18 protein-coding genes are annotated in these 19,448 nt (G+C 71.4%); 7 read left to right on the top strand and 11 right to left on the bottom strand.

All coding sequences use genetic code 11. From position 1 onward, the window contains the following. Positions 1–7 precede the first annotated feature (7 nt). Positions 8–1,501 carry an MFS transporter gene (locus QSK45_RS20990; protein ID WP_285559098.1) on the top strand — a complete coding sequence of 498 codons (1,494 nt, stop codon included), beginning with the start codon at positions 8–10 and terminating at the stop codon, positions 1,499–1,501. A gap of 110 nt (positions 1,502–1,611) precedes the next feature. Here QSK45_RS20990 and QSK45_RS20985 read toward each other — a convergent pair whose 3' ends face one another. Together QSK45_RS20985 and QSK45_RS20980 are read right to left on the bottom strand one after the other, a co-directional pair. Continuing rightward, positions 1,612–3,018, bottom strand: a complete 1,407-nt coding sequence (locus QSK45_RS20985) for an NAD(P)/FAD-dependent oxidoreductase (RefSeq protein WP_285559097.1) — start codon at positions 3,016–3,018, stop codon at positions 1,612–1,614. A 10-nt stretch (positions 3,019–3,028) separates the two neighbouring features. Further along, entirely contained in the window at positions 3,029–3,694 is a 666-nt protein-coding gene (locus QSK45_RS20980; protein WP_285559095.1) for a rhomboid-like protein, read from the bottom strand. An 87-nt stretch (positions 3,695–3,781) separates the two neighbouring features. Here QSK45_RS20980 and QSK45_RS20975 point away from each other — a divergent pair, with 87 nt between their 5' ends. Together QSK45_RS20975 and QSK45_RS20970 are read left to right on the top strand one after the other, a co-directional pair. Next, complete coding sequence (locus tag QSK45_RS20975) at positions 3,782–4,891, top strand: right-handed parallel beta-helix repeat-containing protein (RefSeq protein ID WP_285559093.1); 1,110 nt, start codon at positions 3,782–3,784, stop codon at positions 4,889–4,891. A gap of 57 nt (positions 4,892–4,948) precedes the next feature. Further along, positions 4,949–6,013: a methyltransferase gene (locus QSK45_RS20970; RefSeq protein WP_285559090.1), complete on the top strand. Its 1,065-nt coding sequence runs from the start codon at positions 4,949–4,951 to the stop codon at positions 6,011–6,013. Positions 6,014–6,095: 82 nt separating this feature from the next. Here QSK45_RS20970 and QSK45_RS20965 read toward each other — a convergent pair whose 3' ends face one another. From QSK45_RS20965 to QSK45_RS20935, 7 genes are all read right to left on the bottom strand, one after another. Then, on the bottom strand, positions 6,096–6,419 hold the full coding sequence (locus tag QSK45_RS20965; protein WP_285559088.1) for a TcmI family type II polyketide cyclase: 324 nt from the start codon (positions 6,417–6,419) through the stop codon (positions 6,096–6,098). A 43-nt stretch (positions 6,420–6,462) separates the two neighbouring features. Beyond that, the gene (locus QSK45_RS20960; protein ID WP_285559086.1) at positions 6,463–6,942 is read right to left on the bottom strand and encodes an SRPBCC family protein; all 480 of its coding nucleotides are present in this window, start codon (positions 6,940–6,942) and stop codon (positions 6,463–6,465) included. Between the two features lies 1 nt (position 6,943). Then, positions 6,944–7,198, bottom strand: coding sequence for an acyl carrier protein (locus tag QSK45_RS20955; RefSeq protein WP_111583914.1), 255 nt, complete (start codon positions 7,196–7,198; stop codon positions 6,944–6,946). Positions 7,199–7,219: 21 nt separating this feature from the next. Further along, positions 7,220–8,464 (bottom strand): ketosynthase chain-length factor, encoded by a 1,245-nt coding sequence (locus tag QSK45_RS20950; RefSeq protein ID WP_285559082.1) that lies wholly within the window; start codon positions 8,462–8,464, stop codon positions 7,220–7,222. A 7-nt stretch (positions 8,465–8,471) separates the two neighbouring features. Continuing rightward, positions 8,472–9,731, bottom strand: coding sequence for a beta-ketoacyl-[acyl-carrier-protein] synthase family protein (locus tag QSK45_RS20945; protein ID WP_285559081.1), 1,260 nt, complete (start codon positions 9,729–9,731; stop codon positions 8,472–8,474). Beyond that, positions 9,728–10,186, bottom strand: coding sequence for a cupin domain-containing protein (locus QSK45_RS20940; protein ID WP_285559080.1), 459 nt, complete (start codon positions 10,184–10,186; stop codon positions 9,728–9,730). Before QSK45_RS20940 ends, QSK45_RS20945 begins: the two co-directional genes overlap by 4 nt. A gap of 75 nt (positions 10,187–10,261) precedes the next feature. Then, a complete protein-coding gene (locus QSK45_RS20935) occupies positions 10,262–11,350 on the bottom strand; it encodes a SchA/CurD-like domain-containing protein (protein WP_285559078.1) in 1,089 nt (362 codons plus the stop codon). A gap of 210 nt (positions 11,351–11,560) precedes the next feature. Here QSK45_RS20935 and QSK45_RS20930 point away from each other — a divergent pair, with 210 nt between their 5' ends. Next, positions 11,561–13,201, top strand: a complete 1,641-nt coding sequence (locus QSK45_RS20930) for an FAD-dependent monooxygenase (protein ID WP_285559077.1) — start codon at positions 11,561–11,563, stop codon at positions 13,199–13,201. Between the two features lie 148 nt (positions 13,202–13,349). Here QSK45_RS20930 and QSK45_RS20925 read toward each other — a convergent pair whose 3' ends face one another. Together QSK45_RS20925 and QSK45_RS20920 are read right to left on the bottom strand one after the other, a co-directional pair. Then, entirely contained in the window at positions 13,350–14,447 is a 1,098-nt protein-coding gene (locus tag QSK45_RS20925) for an IPT/TIG domain-containing protein (RefSeq protein WP_285559076.1), read from the bottom strand. A 677-nt stretch (positions 14,448–15,124) separates the two neighbouring features. Next, a complete protein-coding gene (locus QSK45_RS20920; protein WP_285559074.1) occupies positions 15,125–15,475 on the bottom strand; it encodes an ATP-binding protein in 351 nt (116 codons plus the stop codon). 1,362 nt (positions 15,476–16,837) lie between these two features. Here QSK45_RS20920 and QSK45_RS20915 point away from each other — a divergent pair. The 3 genes from QSK45_RS20915 to QSK45_RS20905 all read left to right on the top strand — a co-directional run bounded on the left by QSK45_RS20915 (position 16,838) and on the right by QSK45_RS20905 (position 19,369). Continuing rightward, positions 16,838–17,245 (top strand): hypothetical protein, encoded by a 408-nt coding sequence (locus tag QSK45_RS20915; RefSeq protein ID WP_285559073.1) that lies wholly within the window; start codon positions 16,838–16,840, stop codon positions 17,243–17,245. Between the two features lie 110 nt (positions 17,246–17,355). Beyond that, on the top strand, positions 17,356–17,976 hold the full coding sequence (locus tag QSK45_RS38575) for a DUF5988 family protein (protein ID WP_490993593.1): 621 nt from the start codon (positions 17,356–17,358) through the stop codon (positions 17,974–17,976). Between the two features lie 76 nt (positions 17,977–18,052). Beyond that, the gene (locus tag QSK45_RS20905; RefSeq protein WP_285559071.1) at positions 18,053–19,369 is read left to right on the top strand and encodes a beta-ketoacyl synthase N-terminal-like domain-containing protein; all 1,317 of its coding nucleotides are present in this window, start codon (positions 18,053–18,055) and stop codon (positions 19,367–19,369) included. Positions 19,370–19,448 lie beyond the last annotated feature (79 nt).

The raw sequence follows: 19,448 nt of genomic DNA, 5'->3' as shown, positions 1-19,448 counted from the left end.
TGGCCAGATGAACATCGGCCGAACGGGTGAGCCCCGGGCCGCCGCGGAGGTCACGGACCCGCACCGCTGGTGGGGACTGGTCGTCATCGCCCTGGCCCAGCTGATGGTGGTCCTGGACGCCACGATCGTGAACATCGCGCTCCCCTCCGCGCAGCGCGCCCTGCACATGTCCGACGGCAGCCGGCAATGGGTGATCACCGCGTACACCCTCGCCTTCGGCGGCCTGCTCCTGCTGGGCGGCCGGGTCGCCGACCTCGTGGGGCGAAAACGCACCTTCGTGATCGGCCTGGCGGGCTTCGCGGCCGCCTCCGCGCTCGGCGGGGCCGCGACCGGCCCGGGGATGCTCTTCGGCGCCCGAGCGCTGCAAGGGGTCTTCGCGGCCCTGCTCGCGCCGTCCGCGCTGTCCCTGCTGACCACGACGTTCACCGACCCGCGCGAGCGCGGCAAGGCCTTCGGGGTCTACGGCGCGCTGGCGGGCAGCGGTTCGGCGATCGGGCTGATCGTGGGCGGGGTGCTCACCGAGTACCTGACCTGGCGCTGGTGCCTGTACGTCAACGTGCCCATCGCGGCGCTCGCCGTCTTCGGCGCCTTCACGCTGCTGCACGACCGGCCGGGACACGGGGACGTCAGCCTCGACGTGCCCGGCGCGCTGCTGGGCTGCGGCGGCCTGGTCGCGATCGTCTACGGCTTCGGCGAGGCCCAGCCCCGGGGCTGGACCGATCCGCTGGTGCTCACGCTGTTCGCGGCCGGGGTGCTGCTGCTCGGGGCGTTCGTGTGGTGGCAGGCACGGGCGCCGAGCCCGCTGCTGCCGCTGCACATCCTGCGCGACCGGGATCGCGCGGGGTGCTTCCTGACGATGACGTTCGCGGTGATCGGCATGTTCGGGCTGTTCCTGTTCATGACCTACTACCTCCAGGTCGTCCTCGGGTACTCGCCGGTCCGCACGGGTCTCGCGTTCCTGCCGATGACCGCCGCGATCGTCACCGGGTCGACGCAGATCTCGGCGCGACTGCTGCCCCGTGTGCCGCCGCGGCGGCTGCTGGTGCCGGGGATGCTGCTGGCGACGAGCGGGCTGCTGCTGCTCACCCGGCTCACCGTGCGCTCCTCCTACGCCGGGGAGATCCTGCCCTCCCTGCTGCTCCTCGGGCTCGGCATGGGGCTGACGTTCATGCCGGTGTTCGCGACGGCCACGGCGGGGATCGCGCCGCGCGACTCCGGGGTCACCTCCGCGACCGTCAACTCCGCCCAGCAGGTCGGCGGCTCCATCGGCACGGCCCTCCTGAACACGATCGCCACCACCAGCACCGCGGCCTACATCGCCGGCCGCCCGCACCGGCCCGGCGTGGCCCAGGCCGGCGTCGTGCACGGCTACACCGTCGCCATCGCCTGGGCCGCCGCGATCATGCTCGTCTCGGCCCTGACCGCCGGCTTCCTGGTGACCGCCCCGGCCCCGGAACACGGCGCCCCGGCCGGGACCGCGGTGCGGGAGTCGGTCGGCTGAGGCCGGGGCGCGCCGACGTCGTCCGCCGAGCGGGACGTCGGTCTTCGCCGCGGTGGCGCCTTCCCCGTCGGGGCCTCGGGCAGGTGCCGCGCGACCGGGGCGCCGACGCCTCAGCCCCGCCCCGCCACCCGGTCCGCGGCCTTCGCCAGCCGCGAGGACTCCGTGCCCGGGTGGCGGCGTTCGCGCCGGTCGGCCGTGTGGTACGTGGCGTACATGCCGTGGACGCCGAGCCAGCGGAAGGGTTCGGGCTCCCACTTGCGGACCTTGTGGCCGACCCAGGGGAGGTCCGTCAGTGCGGTGCGGCCGGCCTGGCCGGAGTCCTGCCGGACGAGGTCGCGCAGGGTGCGGGCGGCGAGGTTGGTGGTGGCCACGCCGGAACCGACGTAGCCGCCGGCCCAGCCGAGGCCCGTGGAGCGGTCGAGGGTGACGGTGGCGCACCAGTCGCGGGGGACGCCGAGCACGCCGGACCAGGCGTGGGTCACCCGGGCACCGGCCAGGGACGGGAAGAACCGCACCAGGATGTCCCGCAGCGCCTCGACGGTCGCCTGCTGGGTGCGGCCGTCGTTGTCCGTGCGCGAGCCGAAGCGGTACGGCATCCCGCGCCCGCCCAGCGCGATCCGGTCGTCGGCGGTGCGCTGCGCGTACATGTAGGCGTGCGCCATGTCGCCGAGCGTCTCCCGGCCGTCCCAGCCGATCGCCGCCCACTGCGCCTCGGTCAGCGGCTCGGTGGCGATCATCGAGGAGTTCATCGGCAGCCAGGTCCGCTTCTGGCCCTTGAGGGACGCGGTGAAGCCCTCGGTGCAGCGCAGCACGTAGGGGGCGCGGACGGTGCCGTAGGGGGTGACGGCGTGCTTGGGCCGGATCTCGGTGACCGGGGTCATCTCGTGGATCACCACGCCGAGCCCCTCGACCGTCGCCGCCAGGCCCTTCACCAGCTTCACCGGGTTCAGCCGGGCGCCGTGCGGGGTCCAGGCGGAGCCGACGGCGTCCGCGACCCGGATCCGCTCGGCCGTCTCCCGGGCGCCGTACAGCTCCCGGTCCTTCTCGCCGTACGACAGCTCGTGCTCGTGGAACGCCTTCAGCCGGGCCAGCTGCGCCGGGGTCGTGGCCACCTCCAGGACGCCGCCCTTGTGCACGTCGGCGTCGATGCCCTCCGCCGCGGCGACCGCGATGACCTCGTCGACGGTGTCGTTCATCGCCTGCTGGAGCCGCACCGCGGCCTCGCGACCGTGCAGCTTCGCGTAGCGGTCGCGGCCCGCGACGCCGTTGTAGAGCCAGCCGCCGTTGCGGCCGGAGGCGCCGTACCCGCAGAACTTCTGCTCCAGGACGGTGATCCGCAGGAAGGGCGCGGCCTTCTTCAGGTAGTAGGCGGTCCACAGGCCGGTGTACCCGCCGCCGACGATCACCACGTCGGCCGTGGCGTCCCCGGGCAGCGGCTCCCGGGCCACCGGGATGCCGTCGTCCGCGTACCAGAAGGAGATGCCACCGTTCACGAAACTGCTCGCCGAGCTGCTCATGGCCGGGAACCTAACCCTTGAGCGCGGTCACTGTCTCCTTCGGATTCCATGCTTTTCCGCGGCCTCTGGTCAGCGGGAAGCAGGCCAGGCCGATCAGCATCGCGAGGAAGTGTCCGATGTCGGTGAAGGTGGGCGACCCGGTCAGCGGGAGGGTGAAGACGGCGAGGACGACGGCGAGGTAGGCGTAGCGCCAGGGGGCGGCGATGCGGTAGACGAGGACGCCGACGACGCCGGCCAGGGCGTAACTGACGCCGATGTCGAGGGTGTCGACGGCCGCGTGGGGCGCGATGCCGTCCCGGATCGCCTTCAGCAGCAGCCCCTCGCTGACCAGGGACGCGAGCACATGGGCCGCCGCGCACACCACGAGCCAGCGGGCGGTGCCGAGCCAGCGCTCCGCCGGGGCGTGGAAAACGGTGTACAGGAACGCGTACGGCAGCCAGCGCCCGCCCTCGATCCACATCGCGCTGGAGACCAGCACCCGCAGCGGGGTGCGGGACAGCTCGTGGATGTTGGTCGACCTGCGGCGCAGGAAGTGCTGCTCGAACCCGGGCGACATGTGGTGCACCGCGACGGTGGTGACGAACAGGACCGCCAGCCAGACGTAGGTGCCCGGGGCACCGCGGACATGGCCCGCGACCGCCCCGAGTCCACGGCGGAGGGGGTCGACCCGGGTCACGTCGCCAGTATGCGTTCCCTTCCGCTGACACGCCGCCGGATGGCCTATATATACATCTACGGATTATTCGGTCATAACGTACCGGATATGAAGAGATGTCACTTCGCTTATGCCGCGAGTGCCGTCGCGGCACTCGTCGGCACGGGAATCGGACTGGGCGCCACCCCCGCGGCGGCCGTTCACCAGACCCTGGTGGTCCACCAGGGTGAATCGATCCAGAAGGCCGTGAACAGCGCGCAGCCCGGCGACACCGTGCTCGTGCTCCCCGGCGTCTACAAGGAGAGCGTCACCATCAACACGCCGCACGTCACCCTGCGCGGGACGGGCGCGAGCACGGTGATCGAGCCCGCGGCGAAGGCGGCGGGCAAGGCGCCGGACACCGGCACCAAGGCCACCAAGGCCACCAAGAGCTGCGCCGAGGGCGGCAACGGCATCTGCGTGATCGGCACCAAGACGAAGAACGTCAAGGGCGTCACCGTCGCCGACCTGAAGGTGACCGGCTTCGCCCGCGCCGGGGTGTTCGGCATGGCGACGGACACCATGACCGTGCGCGACGTGCAGGCCGTGAAGAACGCCGTGTGGGGCATCGCCCAGGAACGCTCCGTGCACGGGCACATCGTGGGCAACTACGCCGAGGGCAACGGTGACGCGGGCGTCTTCCTCGCCAACACCATCACCGAGGAGGCCGGCGCCCTCGACACCGAGCGGACGGTCATCGACCACAACCGGCTGGAGAACAACCGCATCGGCGTCACCGTACGGCGCCTGCGCAATCTCTCGGTGGCCGAGAACTACATCGCCGGCAACTGCGCCGGGGTGTTCGTCGTCGGTGACGAGAACAAGCCCAAGGCCGGTCACCTGGAGGTCGCCTTCAACGACGTCACCCAGAACAACAAGTCCTGCCCCAAGACCGACCGGCTGCCCGCCATCCAGGGCTCCGGCATCGTGCTGACCGGCACCGAGAAGACCGTGGTGGACGGCAACCGGGTCACCGGGAACTCGGGCAGCTCCCCGCTGTCCGGCGGCATCGTGCTGTTCAAGAGCTTCGTGGGCGTCACCAACGACCAGAACCGCATCAGTGGCAACGCGCTGATCGGCAACGCCCCCGCGGACCTGGTCGACACGGAGACCAAGGGCATCGGCAACACCTTCGACCACAACGCCTGCCGGGTCTCCAAGCCCTCGGGCCTGTGCTGACCACCCGACCACTGCCCCGCTGGACCGACGCACGCCGAGAACGAAGGAAGGCGGCAGATGACCACCGCTGAGACGGCACCGCCGAACCGGGCCACCGCCAAGGCCCCGACCACCCCGCCCCCGCCGATGCGCCTGCGCGAACTCGTCTTCGGGGCGGCCCTGTCCGCCGCCGTACGGGCCGCCGCCCGCCTGGGCGTGCCCGACGCGCTCGGGGACACCCCGCAGAGCGCCGAGGCCCTCGCTGCCGCGGTCAAGGCCGAGCCCAAGCCGCTGCGCCGCATGTTGCGGGCCCTGGCCTGCTACGGCGTCTTCACCGAGCGGCCCGACGGCACCTTCGCGCACACCGACATGTCCCGGCTGCTGCGCGAGGACGACCCGAACAGCCTGCGCGCCATCGCGCTGTGGTGCACCGAACCGTGGACCTGGGCCGCCTGGCCCAAGCTGGACGAGGCGGTGCGCAGCGGCCGCAACGTGGTGGAGGGCCTCTACGGCAAGGAGTTCTTCGCCTACCTGAACGAGGACGCGCCGGAGTCGGCGGACGTCTTCAACCAGGCGATGACCCGTTCCAGCGAGCAGTCGGCACGGGAGGTCGCGGCCCTGCTCGACCTGTCGGGCGCCGCGTCCGTCGCCGACCTCGGCGGCGGCCAGGGGCACGTGGTGGCCTGCCTGCTGGACAAGTACCCGCGGATGCACGGCAGTCTGCTGGACCTGCCCCGGGTGGTGGAGAACGCGCTGCCGCGGCTGCGCGAGGGCGGCGACCTCGCGGGCCGCGCCCAGATCGTGCCGGGCGACGTCCGCGAGGCGATCCCGGTCAAGGCCGACGTCTACGTCATCAAGAACATCCTGGAGTGGGACGACGAGAGCACGGCCCGGCTGCTGCGCAACGTCGTCCAGGCGGGCGGGCCCGGGACCCGGGTCGTCGTCATCGAGAACCTGGTGGACGACACCCCGTCGATGCGGTTCAGCACCGCGATGGACCTGCTGCTGCTCCTCAACGTCGGCGGGGCCAAGCACACCACCGACAGCATGGTGAGCCGGCTCGCCGCGGCGGGTCTCGCCGTGGACACCATCCAGCCGGTGAACCCCTACCTGCACGCGTTCGACTGCCATGTGACCGCGTGAGCGCGGAGAACGGACCGTCGGCCGCCGGGCCCGCTTCGCCGCGGGCCCGGCGGCCGACGGCCGTCCGGGCAGGACACGTGTCTCAGGGGCGCTCCCAGACGTAGAAGCGCCGCGCCATCGCGTCCTTGGGTGAGCGCCAGGTCGCCGGGTCGTACGCGCTGACGTACGCCGTCAGCCGCTCGCTGACGTCCCTGAACTCGGGGTGTTCGGTGACCTTGGCGATGGCCGGGCCCGGTTCGCGCTCGGACTCGATGAGGTGCATGTACACATCGCCGAACTGGAAGAGGCTGCGCCGGGTGACCCCCACGAGGTGGGGCAGCTCCCCCCGGTCGGACTCCTCGAAGATCTTCGCGATGTCGGGGGCTGAACCCGGGGCCATCCGGGCGACGATCAGGGCCTGGTGCACGGTGCTCGTCCTCTCCTCGTTCCCTTCCGTTTCCCGTGGGTGCTCAGTCGGCGAGCGCCGGGGCGGGCCGGTGGCCGGCGGCCGCCTTCTCGATCTTGTCGCGGATCAGGGCCATCTGGACCTTGGAGTTCTTGTTGATGTTGTCGGTCATCCAGTCGTCGTCGACGGGCGCCTCCGGCTTCATCGCGAAGTCCTGCGTCCACACCATGCGGGTGCCTGCCGGGACCTCCTCGTAGGCCCAGTGGATGTCCATGTGGGCGAACGGACCGGTCTCCACCCGGCGGGCCCTGACGGTGCGGGTGGCACGGTCGGGCTCGCGCTCGGAGACCCAGCTCCAGACGGTGCCGTTCTCGTCCGGGTGCATGGTGAGCCGGAAGGTGGTCTTCTCACCCTCGCGCTTGAGCACCTCGACGGCCGCGTACTCGCTGAAGAGCTGGGGCCAGCGCTCCAGGTCGTTGGTCATGTCCCAGACCAGGTCGAGGGGGGCCGCGATGGTGATCTCGTTCCGGGTGTGTCCTGCCATGTCAGGCTCCTGCCATCAGCGTGTTGTTGACGAGGTTGAGGAACTGCTGGGGTGTCTTGCAGCGCTCGGCGTCCACCGGCATCGGGGTGCCGTGCTCGTTCTCCAGCTCGCCGACGATGCCGAGCAGGCCGAGCGAGTCGACGCCGAGGACGTCGAAGCCGGTGTCCGGCTTGTCGTTGAGCTGCTCGGGGCTGACGGTGACACCGGCCGCCTTCTTCATGAGGGCTGCGAGTTCTTCGACGGTGATCTTGGACATTGCTCTCCTCCTTCGCTGTGTTCACCGCGCGCTGGGGTGCCGCAGCACCAGCGCCGAGTTCGACCCCATGAGGCCGCGGCTGAGAACCAGCGCGGTGCGCGGTTCGGCGACGCGGGCCCGGCCGGTCACGAGGTCGAGGTCGTGGCAGATGTCGTGGACGTTCGGGGTCGGCGGGATCAGCCCGTGCTCCATCGAAAGCACGGCCGCGGCGGTGTCCAGCACGGGGGCCGCGCAGTAGCCGCGACCGGTGCCGGTCTTGGGCGCGGTGACCGGCACCCGCGTGCCATGGGCGCCGAGGGCGTCGGCGATGGCCAGCGCCTCGGCCCGGTCGGCCGCCGGCACCCCGAGGGCGTCGGCGAAGACCACGTCGACCTCCTCGGGCGCGCACTCGGCCTCGGCCAGCGCCTGCCGGATCGCCTGGGCGAGCCCCGCGCGGGACTGTGCCCAGCGGGCGGCGCCGGTGAAGGTGGCGCCGTGCCCGGCCACGTAGGCCCGGATGTCCGCGCCGCGGGCGCGGGCGGCGTCGGCGGCCTCCACCACGAGCATCGCGCCGCCCTCGGCGGGCACGAACCCGCACGCCTCCGTCGTGAACGGCCGGTACGCGCGCCCCGGTTCGCTCTCCCGGCTCAGCTCCTCGTAACCGAGCTGGCAGACCACCGAGTACGGCGCGAGCGGCGCCTCGGTGGAGCCGGCCACGATCGCGTCGGTGCCGCGCCGCACCGCCCGTGCCGCGTGCGCGAGGGCGTCCAGGCCGCCGGCCTCGTCGGAGGCGACGACCGAGCAGGGGCCCTTGAAGCCGCGGCGGATGGACACCTGGCCGGTGCTCGCGGCGTAGAACCAGGCGATGGACTGGTACGGCCCCACGAACCGGCTGCCCTTGCCCCACAGCCGCTGGAGCTCGCGCTGGCCGAACTCGCCGCCGCCGGAGCCCGCCGCGGTGACCACGCCGATGGAGTACGGCGACTGCGCGGTGTCGGCCGGTCCGAGCCGGGCGTCGGTGAGCGCGAAGTCGGCGGCGGCCATGGCGTAGTGGGTGAAGCGGTCGGTCTGGACGAGGAAGCGCTCCTCGATGGTGTCCGCCGCGTCGAAGGCACGGACCTCGCCGGCCACCTTCAGCGGCAGCCGCTCGCAGCCCTCGCGGGTCACCCGGTCCACGACGCTGAGGCCCTCGTGCGTGGCCTTCCAGAAGGTGTCGGTGCTGATGCCGTTGGGCGCGACCACGCCGATGCCGGTGACGGCCGCGCGCCGGTCCTGGGGTTCGCTCATCGTGTCCTCACTCCCTCGGCCGGGTCAGGATCACCGCGGACTGGAAACCGCCGAACCCGCTGCCCACGGAGAGCACACTGGTCAGCTTCCGGTCGCGGGCGGTACGCGGCACGTAGTCGAGGTCGCACTCGGGGTCGGGGGTCTCGTAGTTCGCGGTCGGCGGTACGGCCTGCTTGGCCAGGGCCAGCACACAGGCGACCAGTTCGATGGCGCCGATCGCCCCGAGGGAGTGGCCCACCATGGACTTGATGGAGCTCATCGGGGTGTCGTAGGCGTGCTGCCCGAGCGCCCGCTTGACCGCCGCCGTCTCGTGGCGGTCGTTCTGCCGGGTGCCGGAGCCGTGCGCGTTGACGTAGTCGATCGCCGTGGGGTCCAGCCGGGCCTGGTCGAGGGCGGTGGAGATGGCCCGCGCCATCTCCAGGCCCTCCTTGGTCAGGCCGGTCATGTGGTAGGCGTTGCCGAAGGTGGCGTAGCCGCCGAACTCGCAGTAGACGCGTGCGCCGCGGGCCCGTGCGTGCTCCAGCTCCTCCAGGACGAGCACCGCGCCGCCCTCGCCCATGACGAAGCCGTCACGGTTGTTGTCGAAGGGCTTGGAGGCGTGCGCCGGGTCGTCGTTGTTCGGCGAGGTGGCCTTGATCGCGTCGAAGCACGCCATGGTGATGGGGGATATCGGCGAGTCGGACGCACCGGCTATGCAGATGTCGGCCCGGCCCTCCTGGACGGTGTGGAAGGCGTACCCCACGGCGTCCAGGCCCGAGGTGCAGCCGGTGGAGACGGTCTGCACCGGCCCCTGAGCGCCGAAACGTTCCGCCACCGCGGAGGCCGCCGTCGCCGGGGTGAAGGCCCGGTGCAGCTGCGGCTCCGCCCGCTCGGGGTCCACGTCCCAGCGCTCGCCGCCATGGCTGACCAGCACGTAGTCGTGCTCCAGACGGGTGGTGCCGCCGACCGCGGTGCCCACCGACACCGCGATCCGCCAGGGGTCCTCCCGCGCCAGGTCGAGGCCCGAGTCGCGGACCGCCTCGTCGCCCGCCACCAGGGCGAACTGGATGTAGCGGTCCGCCCGTTCGACCTGCTCGGCGTCCAGGCCGTGCGCCGTCGGGTCGAAGTCGCACTCGGCCGCGATCCGCGAACGCAGCTGGGAGGGGTCGAAGAAGGTGATGCCCCGCGTCGCGGTCCGGCCGGCTGCGAGCAGATCCCAGAACGCGGGTGCGCCGATGCCGCCCGGGGCGACGATGCCTATGCCCGTGACCGCCACGCGCCGGTTCATGACCGGACCCCTCCGCCGCCGGCGCCCGACCCGGCCGCCTCGGTGACCACCGCGGCCGCGCCGATCACCGACGTCTCCTCGGTGTCGACGTGCCCGAGCTGCGGGCGGGGCGCGAGCGGACCGAGGTGGAAGACCATCCGCGCCTCCACGTTGCCGACGTTGCGGAACCGGTGGCGCATGTCGACGGGGATCATCAGCCCCTGCTCCGGGCGCAGCACGTGCGGCTCGCCGTCCAGGTCGACCTCCAGCTCGCCGCAGACGACGTAGACGAACTCCTCGGAGTAGGGGTGGTAGTGCTCACCGATGCGGTCGCCGGGCTGCACGATGGCCACACCCATGAAGCCGCTGGTGGAACCGACCGTGGCCGGGGTGAGCATGGCGCGCAGATCACCGCCGCGCCGCGTGTTGGGCTCGACCTCGCTGAGGTCCACGATTCTCGGACGGGGTTTGATCACGACATTCCTCCGGTGGGTGTGATCGGGCTTCGGTGGGTGTGATCGGGCTTCCGGGTGGTCCGGCGGGTGCGGGGGTCAGACCGCGGGCGACCGGCGGTCGGTGACCAGTTCCATGCGGGCGGCGTCGCCGGCCAGCAGGGAGCGCAGCTCGGCGGCCTGCGCGGCGTCGCGGGGCAGCGGGTCCACGTCCGCGCCCTGCCCGGCGAGGTCCACCAGCCGCACCACGACGTCCTCACGCTCGAAGACCGTGCTGCGCAGCACCTGGCCCGCCGGGTCGTCGGTGGCCGCCGAGTCCGCCGCGGCCAGCAGCTCCGCGAGCTTCATCCCGCAGCCGGGCCTGGCCGGGTAGTACAGGGCCCGCCGGGTGCCCTCGGGCCGGTCGTCCGCCATCACGTGGTGCACGGCGGGCAGCGCCGCCCGGGTGAAGAACAGCCGGGCCGACTCCTGGTCGTTCAGGTCCCGGTCCTGCTCCAGGTACGGGTTGATGGCTTCTTCCACGGCCCGTACCTCGGGCGAGCGCGAGACGTGGCGCAGGGCGGCCAGCAGGTCGCCGCGCACCTCGATGGCGCGCACCACCCGGTTGCCGTGCATGAACAGCGAGGTGCGCAGGAGCCGAGTGGAGTCGTCCACCCGCGGCTCGGGCGCGGCGTAGTCGGCGAGCAGCTTGGCGACCTTGTCCTCGGTGCCCGGCTTCACGGTGAAGGTCAGCGCGTGCCGGATCACACCGTCACCGATGCGCACCTCCGTCTGCAGCCGGCCCCGGGCGGCCGTGTCGGTCTCGTAGGCCCGGCCGGTCTCGCGGACGATGTGGAAGCGCAGCGAGCGGGTGTTGCGCACGCAGGAGTGCAGCGGCTCCACCATCCGCACGTGCTCCTCGCTGTTCACCCAGGTGAGGAACGGCGGGGCGCTCTCCCACTCGCTGGTGATGAGCCATTGGGATGGATTCTCGATGGACTGGCAGAGTTGGTCGCTGACATGGCCGGGCACCGACGCAACCTGGTTGCAGAGCTGCTCGTACGCCTCCAGGAACTGCTGCTGCGCGCCGTCGTAGACGTCGACCAGCAGAACGACCCGGAGCCGCGAGCCGTCGAACACGGACTGGGAGACACGCTTCGACGCCTCGCGCGCCGGTGCTTCTGACAGACGTTCAGAGGTGGTGGTCATGGTGCGGACATCTCCTTGGCGGGGGATCTCGGGTGCGCCGGTCACCGCCGTGACGCGACGTCAGCGCTTCTTGATCCTGTGCCGGTGGCCGTAAGCCCGCGACTCGTAGGAACCACGCGGGTGATCCCACGCGCAAATGGCCCCAATAACGGTGATACCGGGCATGAGACTGTCAGGCGCCCCGTACGCACCCCTGCCTCTGGAGGCTCGATGCATCACACAGCCGACCACCGGGTTCCCGTCCTCATCGTGGGCGGCTCTCTGGTGGGCCTGTCCACGTCCCTGTTCCTCGGCCGCCTCGGCGTGCGGCACCTGCTCGTGGAGCGGCACGCCGGGACCTCGCACCATCCGCGCGGACGCGGCAACAACGTCCGGACGATGGAACTCTTCCGGGTGGCCGGCATCGAGCCGGACATCAAGGCCGCGGCCTCACTGCTCGCCGACAACCACGGCATCCTGCAGACCCCGACCCTCGTCGGCGACGCCGGGGAGTGGCTGTTCAAGGAGATCGACCCGGGCGGCGGCCTGAAGAGGTTCAGCCCCACGGCCTGGTGCCTGTGCAGCCAGAACGACCTCGAACCGGTGCTGGTCGACAGCGCCCGCGAACTCGGCGGCGACCTGCGCTACCACCACGAGATGGAGTCCTTCGAGCAGGACGCCGACGGGGTGACCGCGGTCGTCCGCGACCGGTCCACCGGCGAGCGCTACACCGTCCGGGCCGACTACCTCGTCGCCGCCGACGGCCCCCGCAGCCCCGTCCGCCGCGCCCTCGGCATCGGCCAGAGCGGCCCAGGCGAGCTGTTCGCCAACGTCAGCGTCACCTTCCGCTCCACCCGGCTCGCCGAGGTCGTCGGCGACCGCCGCTTCATCTGCGCCTACCTCACCCACCCCGACGCCGACGGCGCGCTGCTCCCCGTCGACAACAAGGAGCGCTGGGTCTTCCACGCCCCCTGGCACCCCGAACTCGGCGAGGAACTGGAGGAGTTCACCGAGGAACGCCTCCGGCGGCACATCGCCCGCGCGGTCGGCGTGCCCGGCCTGGACGTGGAAATCACCGGAACGGCGTCCTGGCGCGCCGCCGAACGGGTCGCCGACTCCTACTCCGCGGGCCGCGTCTTCCTCGCCGGCGACTCCGCCCACGAGATGTCCCCGACCGGCGCGTTCGGCTCCAACACCGGTATCCAGGACGCCCACAACCTCGCCTGGAAGCTCGCCGCGGTACTCGACGGGTGGGCCGGCCCCGCCCTGCTCGACACCTACGGCACCGAGCGCCGCCCGGTCGCCGTCGCCACCAGTGCCCGCGCCTCCGCCCGCTCCGTCGAGCACAGCCACCCCGGCTTCGCCCCCGCCCCCGGCGTCGGCGGCGCCAAGCGCGGCGGCATCCTCAACGTCGTCCTCGGCTACCACTACCCCGAGGGGGCCGCCGTCGGCACCGACCCCGAGGCGCCGGTCGTCCCCGACTCCCTCTCCCTCACCGGCCGCCCCGGCACCCGCGCCCCCCACCTGTGGCTGCGCCAGGCCGCCCGCCGGCTGTCCACCCTCGACCTCTACGAGCGCTCCATGGTGCTGCTCACCGACGCCCCGGACGACGCGGGCTGGTACGACGCCGCCCGCCGCGTCGCCGCCACGGACGGGGTACGGCTCCACGCGTACCGGATCGGCCCCGGCGGCGACGCCGACCTGATGTACGACACCGAGGGCGACGACTGGGCCGAGCTGCACGGCGTCGACGCCGACGGCGCGGTCCTCGTCCGCCCCGACGGTTTCGTCGCCTGGCGCGCCCAAGGCGCGTCCCCCGACCCGCAGGCGGCGCTCCGGGAGGTCCTGAGGGCCGTACTGGGCACCGGCTGAGCCGCGCCGACGACGGGGCGGGGCCGCCGGCACGGAGGGGCGCACCCGCGCGGGTGGCGTCGGGGCCCCTGCCCGGCCCGCGGACATGCCGCGTCCCCGGCCGCACGGAGTCGGCCGGGGACGCGGACGGGTCACGCCGGGAGGCGGATCACACGAAGGTGAAGCCGCCCGTGACGGTGGCGCTGCCGCTGGGAGTGCTGACCACCACGGGCACGTTGCCCGCGGTACCGGCCGGCGTGATACCGGTGAGGATGGTGCCGGTCGGGTCCACCACGACCCCGGTCGCCGGAACACCGTTGAAGGTGACCGAGCCACCGGTGAGGTTGCTGCCCACGATGGTGAACGCCGTACCACCGGCGACCGGGCCAGTGGTCGGTGCGAGCGAGATCACGACCGGTCCGGGGGGCGCGACGTAGGTGAAGCCGCCCGTGACCGTGGCGCTGCCGCTGGGAGTGGTGACCACCACGGGCACGTTGCCCGCGGTACCGGCCGGCGTGATACCGGTGAGGATGGTGCCGGTCGGGTCCACCACGACCCCGGTCGCCGGGACACCGTTGAAGGTGACCGAGCCACCGGTGAGGCCGGAGCCGACGATGGTGAACGGCGTACCCCCGGTGGTCGGACCGCTCGTCGGGATCAGCGAGGCCACGACCGGCCCGGCGGGCGCGACGTAGGTGAAGCCGCCCGTGACCGTGGCGCTGCCGCTGGGAGTGGTGACCACCACGGGCACGTTGCCCGCGGTACCGGCCGGCGTGATACCGGTGAGGATGGTGCCGGTCGGGTCCACCACGACCCCGGTCGCCGGAACACCGTTGAAGGTGACCGAGCCACCGGTGAGGTGGGCGCCGACGATGGTGAACGGCGTACCCCCGGTGGTCGGGCCGCTCGTCGGGACCATGGAGGCCACGACCGGTCCGGCGGGCGGCAGGTAGGTGTACATGGCCGGGGCGCTCGAACCGCCCGCGTTGGTGACGACGACCGGCACGGTGCCCGGGGCGTGGGCCGGCGCCGTGACGATGATCAGCAGGCCGATCGGGTCCTGGAACAGGATGCTTGCCGGGGTCCCGCCGAACGTCACCGAGGAGGCGTTGGCGAGCCCCGACCCGACGATGAGGACCACGTTGCCGCCGCTGGTGGGGCCGGAGTTCGGGATGAGGGCCCCGATGCTCGGGGTGCTCGGCGGGAACGGAAACGGGAACGGGAAGCCGGGGGGAAAGCCGGGGATCTGGGTAGCGGGCAAGGACATGGAGGTTTCCTCCTCATCAAGGTGAATGGATCACGCACGTCGCCGTCGGCGGGCCGCCCCGGACTCGGACGGCACGGAACGAAGGACGGCGGCGTGCCGCAAACGGGGCGCTCGCCCACGACGGCGCCCTGTACCGGACGCCCGGGAACGGGGAGACCGCGATTCCCCGGTGCCGACGGAGACCGTCGGCCGGGACGGCGTCACCGCGTCGCCGGTGGGCGCGTGCGCCTTCCGCCGAGTCCGCGGTCGGGGTGAGGACCCACAGCGGCTCGGACAGAGGCGGACAGCTCGCATGGCGACTCCCGACGTGGTATGGGGCCGCCCGCCAAGAGCGCCGTTATGTCGCGGCGCCGACGGATCCGGGTCCTCCACGGGGTGTCGTCCACAGGGGACGGCAGGCGGTGAGCGCCCTGCCGTCCGCGGTGTCGTGCGCACGAAGTCGTGCGAGAAACCGCAGGCCGCTTGCCCCGGGAAGGGATGGGCGGCCCACCGTTTGGGTGTATCCAGTACCGCATATGGCTGTATTGCGTATCAACGAAGTCGACGCCGATTCACCCGACTGCCGTAACGGCCCCCGTACGGGAACGCTCCCCGGCACGGGGAAGGGCGCCTGAGCAGGGGGAGTCTCCCTGCTCAGGCGCCCTTCGACCCCCTCCGGGGGATCACCCGCGCACGTCTCACACCAGATTGACGGTGGCCCACATCGTCCGGGTGCCGTCCGCTCCCCTGCGGGTGCCGAGCACGCCGGCGGAACTGGCGACGATCTCCAGCCCGCGGCCGAACCCCGAGGTGTTGTGCCAGTGCTTGGCGACGGACTGCGTGCCCTGATCGCGCACCTGGATCCGAAGGTGGTCCTTGTTCCTGCGCAGACTCATCGTGATCACCGCGCTGCCGGTGTGGACGATGGCGTTCGTGGCCAGTTCGGTGCTGATCAGCAGGACGGTGTCGCGGATGTCCTCGTCCGTGAAGCGCTGCTGGTCGAGCCAGGAGCGGGTCAGGCTCCGGCAGATCGGGACGGCGCGGTCCATGGCCGGGAGGCGGAAGGTGGCGGTGCGGGATCGGGGCCATAAGGTGGCCGACGCCCGCGCGACCGGGGTGTCGGGCCATCGCTCGATCTCTTGGGGGGACAGCGTGACATGCGCGCATACACGTGGGGTCGTGGACATGACTCTCCTGGTGCTCGTGAAGGGGCACTACGGAGGGAAGGCGCCGGTGCCCCTGGCGCTGCGCGTAACGCCGGGACGCGGGTGAGTGAACTCCTCTGCGCGCGGGGCCGGGGACAGAGCGTGGCGCCGGCGTCGACGCGCGATGCGGGACGACGGCGCACGTGCGGCACGCCGTTCTCCGCTCCTCCCCCGTATGCTCCTCACCTTCGGCGCTCGCCCTCTCTTGAGCGGGAGACGGCGAAACCGCCCGCACCTTCCTGGAGCGGCGGCCCTGTGAGCCCCTCATGCCCGGTTCGCCGCATTCACGGCGGTCCGAGCAGCACGCTCCTGTTCCGCGGTGGCCAGAAGTCAGGCGTCAGCCGACGCCGGTACCGGCGCCGGCTGACGATCCAACTTCTCTCTGGGGGTGCCCATCGTGGCAAACCCCTCCTTCGGAGGGCGCCATAATGCCGACGCGCCTCCTGGGTCGAGCAGCCACTCCCCCGGAGAGGACGGGCAGCCCACCGTTGGATGTAACCGTTATCGCCGAGCCGTCATGCGGGCGGCAACAGCTGGCTGTGGAGTAGCACCCAAATGGCCTACTCAGTGTGATTGGAAATTCGTTCCTGCATATCGGGTTCAGACTGCGACCGGCAAGCCGCGAGCGTTGGTCCGCGACGGACAATACAAGGAGTGAAGTCTTCCAGCGAAGTCGCATTCCGAACACGTCGCACGATCAAGCGAGTCGCGGCGACCGGCGCCGGGCCGGTGGAGTGGAGCCGGGATCGCCGCCGGAGCGAAGAGAGCCCACTCTCCCGGACCGGACGCGTCGTGCGCGCCTCGATCCACCGATTGCAACTAGACTGATCCATTTCTGTGTTGATCACCGCAATGCGCCGACGAAAGCACAACTGCCAGCTCAGGACGTATATTTGGGGCCGAACCCACTGTCCGGCAGATCATGTGTCGACGCGCGTACATTACTGCGATCGAGTGATACCACGCAGCCACCCTTGAGATGCCGCTCATAGCGGTTGCTTTACTGGATTACGAACCGGCGGGCCGCCCATCCCTTTCCGGGGACGTGACTGCTACCCGTTCCGGTCGTCACTCCAGGCGCACACGTTGCGCGGCGGCCCCGGTGATTGTCGTTCCCAGAGCAGGCCGTCCTTCGGAAGACACGGACCGCTCCCGTCGACTTCGTCGCCAATGAGCGCATGTGCCATCTCTCCAAGGAGTGTCAGCATGTTCCGTCCTCGCATCTCCGCCGCGGCCGTCACCGCCGTCATGGCGGCCGGCGCCGCCGTGGGTATCGCTCCCGTGGTCCTGGCGACCCCCGCGGCCGCGGCCGCCTCGCCCTGTGTCAACGACCTGACGAGCGCACAGGCGTCCAACAACGCCGCCATCGCCGCCGACCAGGCCAACGACACCCAGACCGCACGCACCCAGAATCTGTCCACCGCGGTCTCGCTCGTCGCGGCCCTGGGCGACTGCCTCGGGCAGCCGCAGGTCGTGGGGGCCAACATCCTCACGGCGTCCGCGTCCAACGCCACCGCCGTCGTGTACAACCTGATCGGAGCGTCCGGGTCCGCCCTCAGCTCCGAGCAGGCGACGGCTTCCGCGATCACCCAGGCGCTGGCCAACGCGTCCTGACCGCCGCCCCGACCGGGTGCCTGTGACAAGGCCCCCTTCCCCCGCCCGGTGAGATCCGGGCGAGCCGCCGCCGGACCGTCGCGCCTTCGGTCCGGCGGCCGGCCGGGCCGATGACAGGTCCCGGCTCTGCCGTCCGACACGGCTCGCGGTCGGCCATCCGCCCGATGCGCTGGAGCCCGCGCGGCCCGGCCGCCGTCCACGCCCCTTCCGCAGTGCCGCGGCACGCGACCGCCCCACAGCACACGCCCTCACCGGCGACACGCGGCGGGCCCATCGATCGCACGGCGAGGTCATCATGCTGCACGCCGCCTTCTTCCGCTCCCTGTGCCGGGTCGGCCTCATGGCCTCCCGTTGCCTGTTTCCCGTTCTCTCCCGCACGCCGTCCCCGACCGAGAGCGCGAAATCGTCGCGCAGAAGCTCGTGCGGGCGCATGTGCGCACGCCGCGGTGAGACCAAAGGGGTCGAGCAGGGGCCCTGATCGAGCCCCGCCCTCAACACCACCAGCGGAGGTGGACATGTCGAACACCACTCGGGTGATGCTTTCCGGAGGCCCTGACTGGATCTCCGTCCCCATCGTATGGGAAGTCAGGTCCCTGGAGCTCGAGCCGAAAATCAAAATCCTCTGCGGGAACGCGTACGAACATTTCGTGTTCTCCGGCTCCTATTCCGTGCACGACGGCCACCGATTGCCCGTGTACCGCTGGTGCCGCCGCACTTATGTGGCCGAATAACCCATCACGGAATCACATCGCGGAATCCTGAAAGGAAAAGCGCCATGATCAAAGCACTGCAGTCAAAGGGCGACTCATGAGGCGCAGGGCCGGTGGACGGGGCTGTGACGCCGTGGTCACCGGAATCGGACTGTGTCTGCCGGGAGCCGGATCGCCGGTGCTCACCGCGGACGACCTCTGGCAAGTCGCCTCCACCGGAACGTCGTGCCTCGTCAACAACGGCGTCTACTACGGCAGCGTCAACCTGCCCCGGCAGACATTCGAGGAGCACGTTCCCGACATCCCCGAATTCTTCTCGCGCCACTACACGGACGCCCACCGCTTCGGTCTGATGTCCCTCGCCCAGGCGTGCGCGGACGCCGGTCTCGATGTCCAGCGCGACCTCCAGGAGGCGGCCGTCCTGGTGGGCCGCGGCGGGGTGGACGCCAACATCGACAGCTACCTCGCCGTCATGCGGGCCGACCCCGCGACCTATCCGGTCGCCGAGGCGCTGGAGATGTTCGTCGCGGCGGAACAGTCCGTCACTCCCTCGGACGTCGCGCTGGTCCAGGGCGGCCTCACCCGGTCCAAGGGCCCCAACTACACCGTCTCGTGCGGCTGCGCGTCCTCCGCCCTGCAGATCGGCAACGCCCAGCGCATGATCGCCGCGGGCGAGGTCGACATCGCCGTGGTGACCGGGGTCGACGTCTTCAGCGTCACGCTCATCCGCAACATCCAGCGTCTGCTCAGCGGGGCCCAGCAGGCCTACGACGCCATGCGGTCCGAGGACATGCCCAGCCTCCTGCCCTCGTTCGACGCCCTGATGCGCCCGTACGACCGGCGGGCCGACTGCATCAACCACGGTGAGGGGTCCGCGACCGTCGTCATCGAGAGCCGCGAACACGCCTTCGCGCGCGGTGCCCGCCTGTACGGACAGATCCTGTCGCAGAGCACCACGCGCGACGGGCTCTCCAATCCGCTGGCCTGCGAGGACACCGGGAAGGCGCTCGTGTCCGCGGTGCGCCGGTGCCTCGGGGACACCTGGGACATCTCCGATGTGCCCTACGTCCACGGCGGCAGCGACGGCAATGTCGTGGTGACGGCGTTCGAGGCGAACGCGATCCGGGAACTGTACGGCCCCGCGTCGCGCGATCTCCTCATGACGTCGCAGGAAGGTTGCTTCGGCCACAACGGCGCCCCGGCCGGCTGCCTGGGAGTGGCCCTCACCCTGCTGATGATCAACCACGGCCAGGTGTGCCCCACCGCCAACTGCGAGGAACCGGCGGACTGCCTGACCTTCGACCCGGTTCCGGGAACGGCGCCCCGTTCCCTCGACTTCGACTACGCCTTCACCTTCAACTACCAGGTCGGCGGCGTGAAAAGCGCGATCCTCCTCGGCAGCCCGGAAGTCTGAACCGGCCCCGTCCCTTCCCGGTGGACGACCCGTCACCGCCGGACCGACGGCGACCCCTGCGCGCGATGCTCCGCGAAGC

Origin of the sequence: Streptomyces hygroscopicus subsp. hygroscopicus, assembly GCF_030269125.1 — a bacterium.
GTDB lineage: Bacteria > Actinomycetota > Actinomycetes > Streptomycetales > Streptomycetaceae > Streptomyces > Streptomyces hygroscopicus_C.
Note: the sequence above shows the minus strand (reverse complement) of the source record. Positions and strands in the feature narration are given on the sequence as shown.

Excerpts from the sequence above, each read along its gene's own strand:
- QSK45_RS20990 (WP_285559098.1), top strand. The coding sequence starts at position 8 with ATGAACATCGGCCGAACGGGTGAGCCCCGGGCCGCCGCGGAGGTCACG.
- QSK45_RS20985 (WP_285559097.1), bottom strand. The coding sequence starts at position 3,018 with ATGAGCAGCTCGGCGAGCAGTTTCGTGAACGGTGGCATCTCCTTCTGG.
- QSK45_RS20975 (WP_285559093.1), top strand. The coding sequence starts at position 3,782 with ATGAAGAGATGTCACTTCGCTTATGCCGCGAGTGCCGTCGCGGCACTC.
- QSK45_RS20970 (WP_285559090.1), top strand. The coding sequence starts at position 4,949 with ATGACCACCGCTGAGACGGCACCGCCGAACCGGGCCACCGCCAAGGCC.
- QSK45_RS20960 (WP_285559086.1), bottom strand. The coding sequence starts at position 6,942 with ATGGCAGGACACACCCGGAACGAGATCACCATCGCGGCCCCCCTCGAC.
- QSK45_RS20955 (WP_111583914.1), bottom strand. The coding sequence starts at position 7,198 with ATGTCCAAGATCACCGTCGAAGAACTCGCAGCCCTCATGAAGAAGGCG.
- QSK45_RS20950 (WP_285559082.1), bottom strand. The coding sequence starts at position 8,464 with ATGAGCGAACCCCAGGACCGGCGCGCGGCCGTCACCGGCATCGGCGTG.
- QSK45_RS20945 (WP_285559081.1), bottom strand. The coding sequence starts at position 9,731 with ATGAACCGGCGCGTGGCGGTCACGGGCATAGGCATCGTCGCCCCGGGC.
- QSK45_RS20935 (WP_285559078.1), bottom strand. The coding sequence starts at position 11,350 with ATGACCACCACCTCTGAACGTCTGTCAGAAGCACCGGCGCGCGAGGCG.
- QSK45_RS20930 (WP_285559077.1), top strand. The coding sequence starts at position 11,561 with ATGCATCACACAGCCGACCACCGGGTTCCCGTCCTCATCGTGGGCGGC.
- QSK45_RS20925 (WP_285559076.1), bottom strand. The coding sequence starts at position 14,447 with ATGTCCTTGCCCGCTACCCAGATCCCCGGCTTTCCCCCCGGCTTCCCG.
- QSK45_RS20920 (WP_285559074.1), bottom strand. The coding sequence starts at position 15,475 with ATGGACCGCGCCGTCCCGATCTGCCGGAGCCTGACCCGCTCCTGGCTC.
- QSK45_RS20915 (WP_285559073.1), top strand. The coding sequence starts at position 16,838 with ATGTTCCGTCCTCGCATCTCCGCCGCGGCCGTCACCGCCGTCATGGCG.
- QSK45_RS38575 (WP_490993593.1), top strand. The coding sequence starts at position 17,356 with ATGACAGGTCCCGGCTCTGCCGTCCGACACGGCTCGCGGTCGGCCATC.
- QSK45_RS20905 (WP_285559071.1), top strand. The coding sequence starts at position 18,053 with ATGAGGCGCAGGGCCGGTGGACGGGGCTGTGACGCCGTGGTCACCGGA.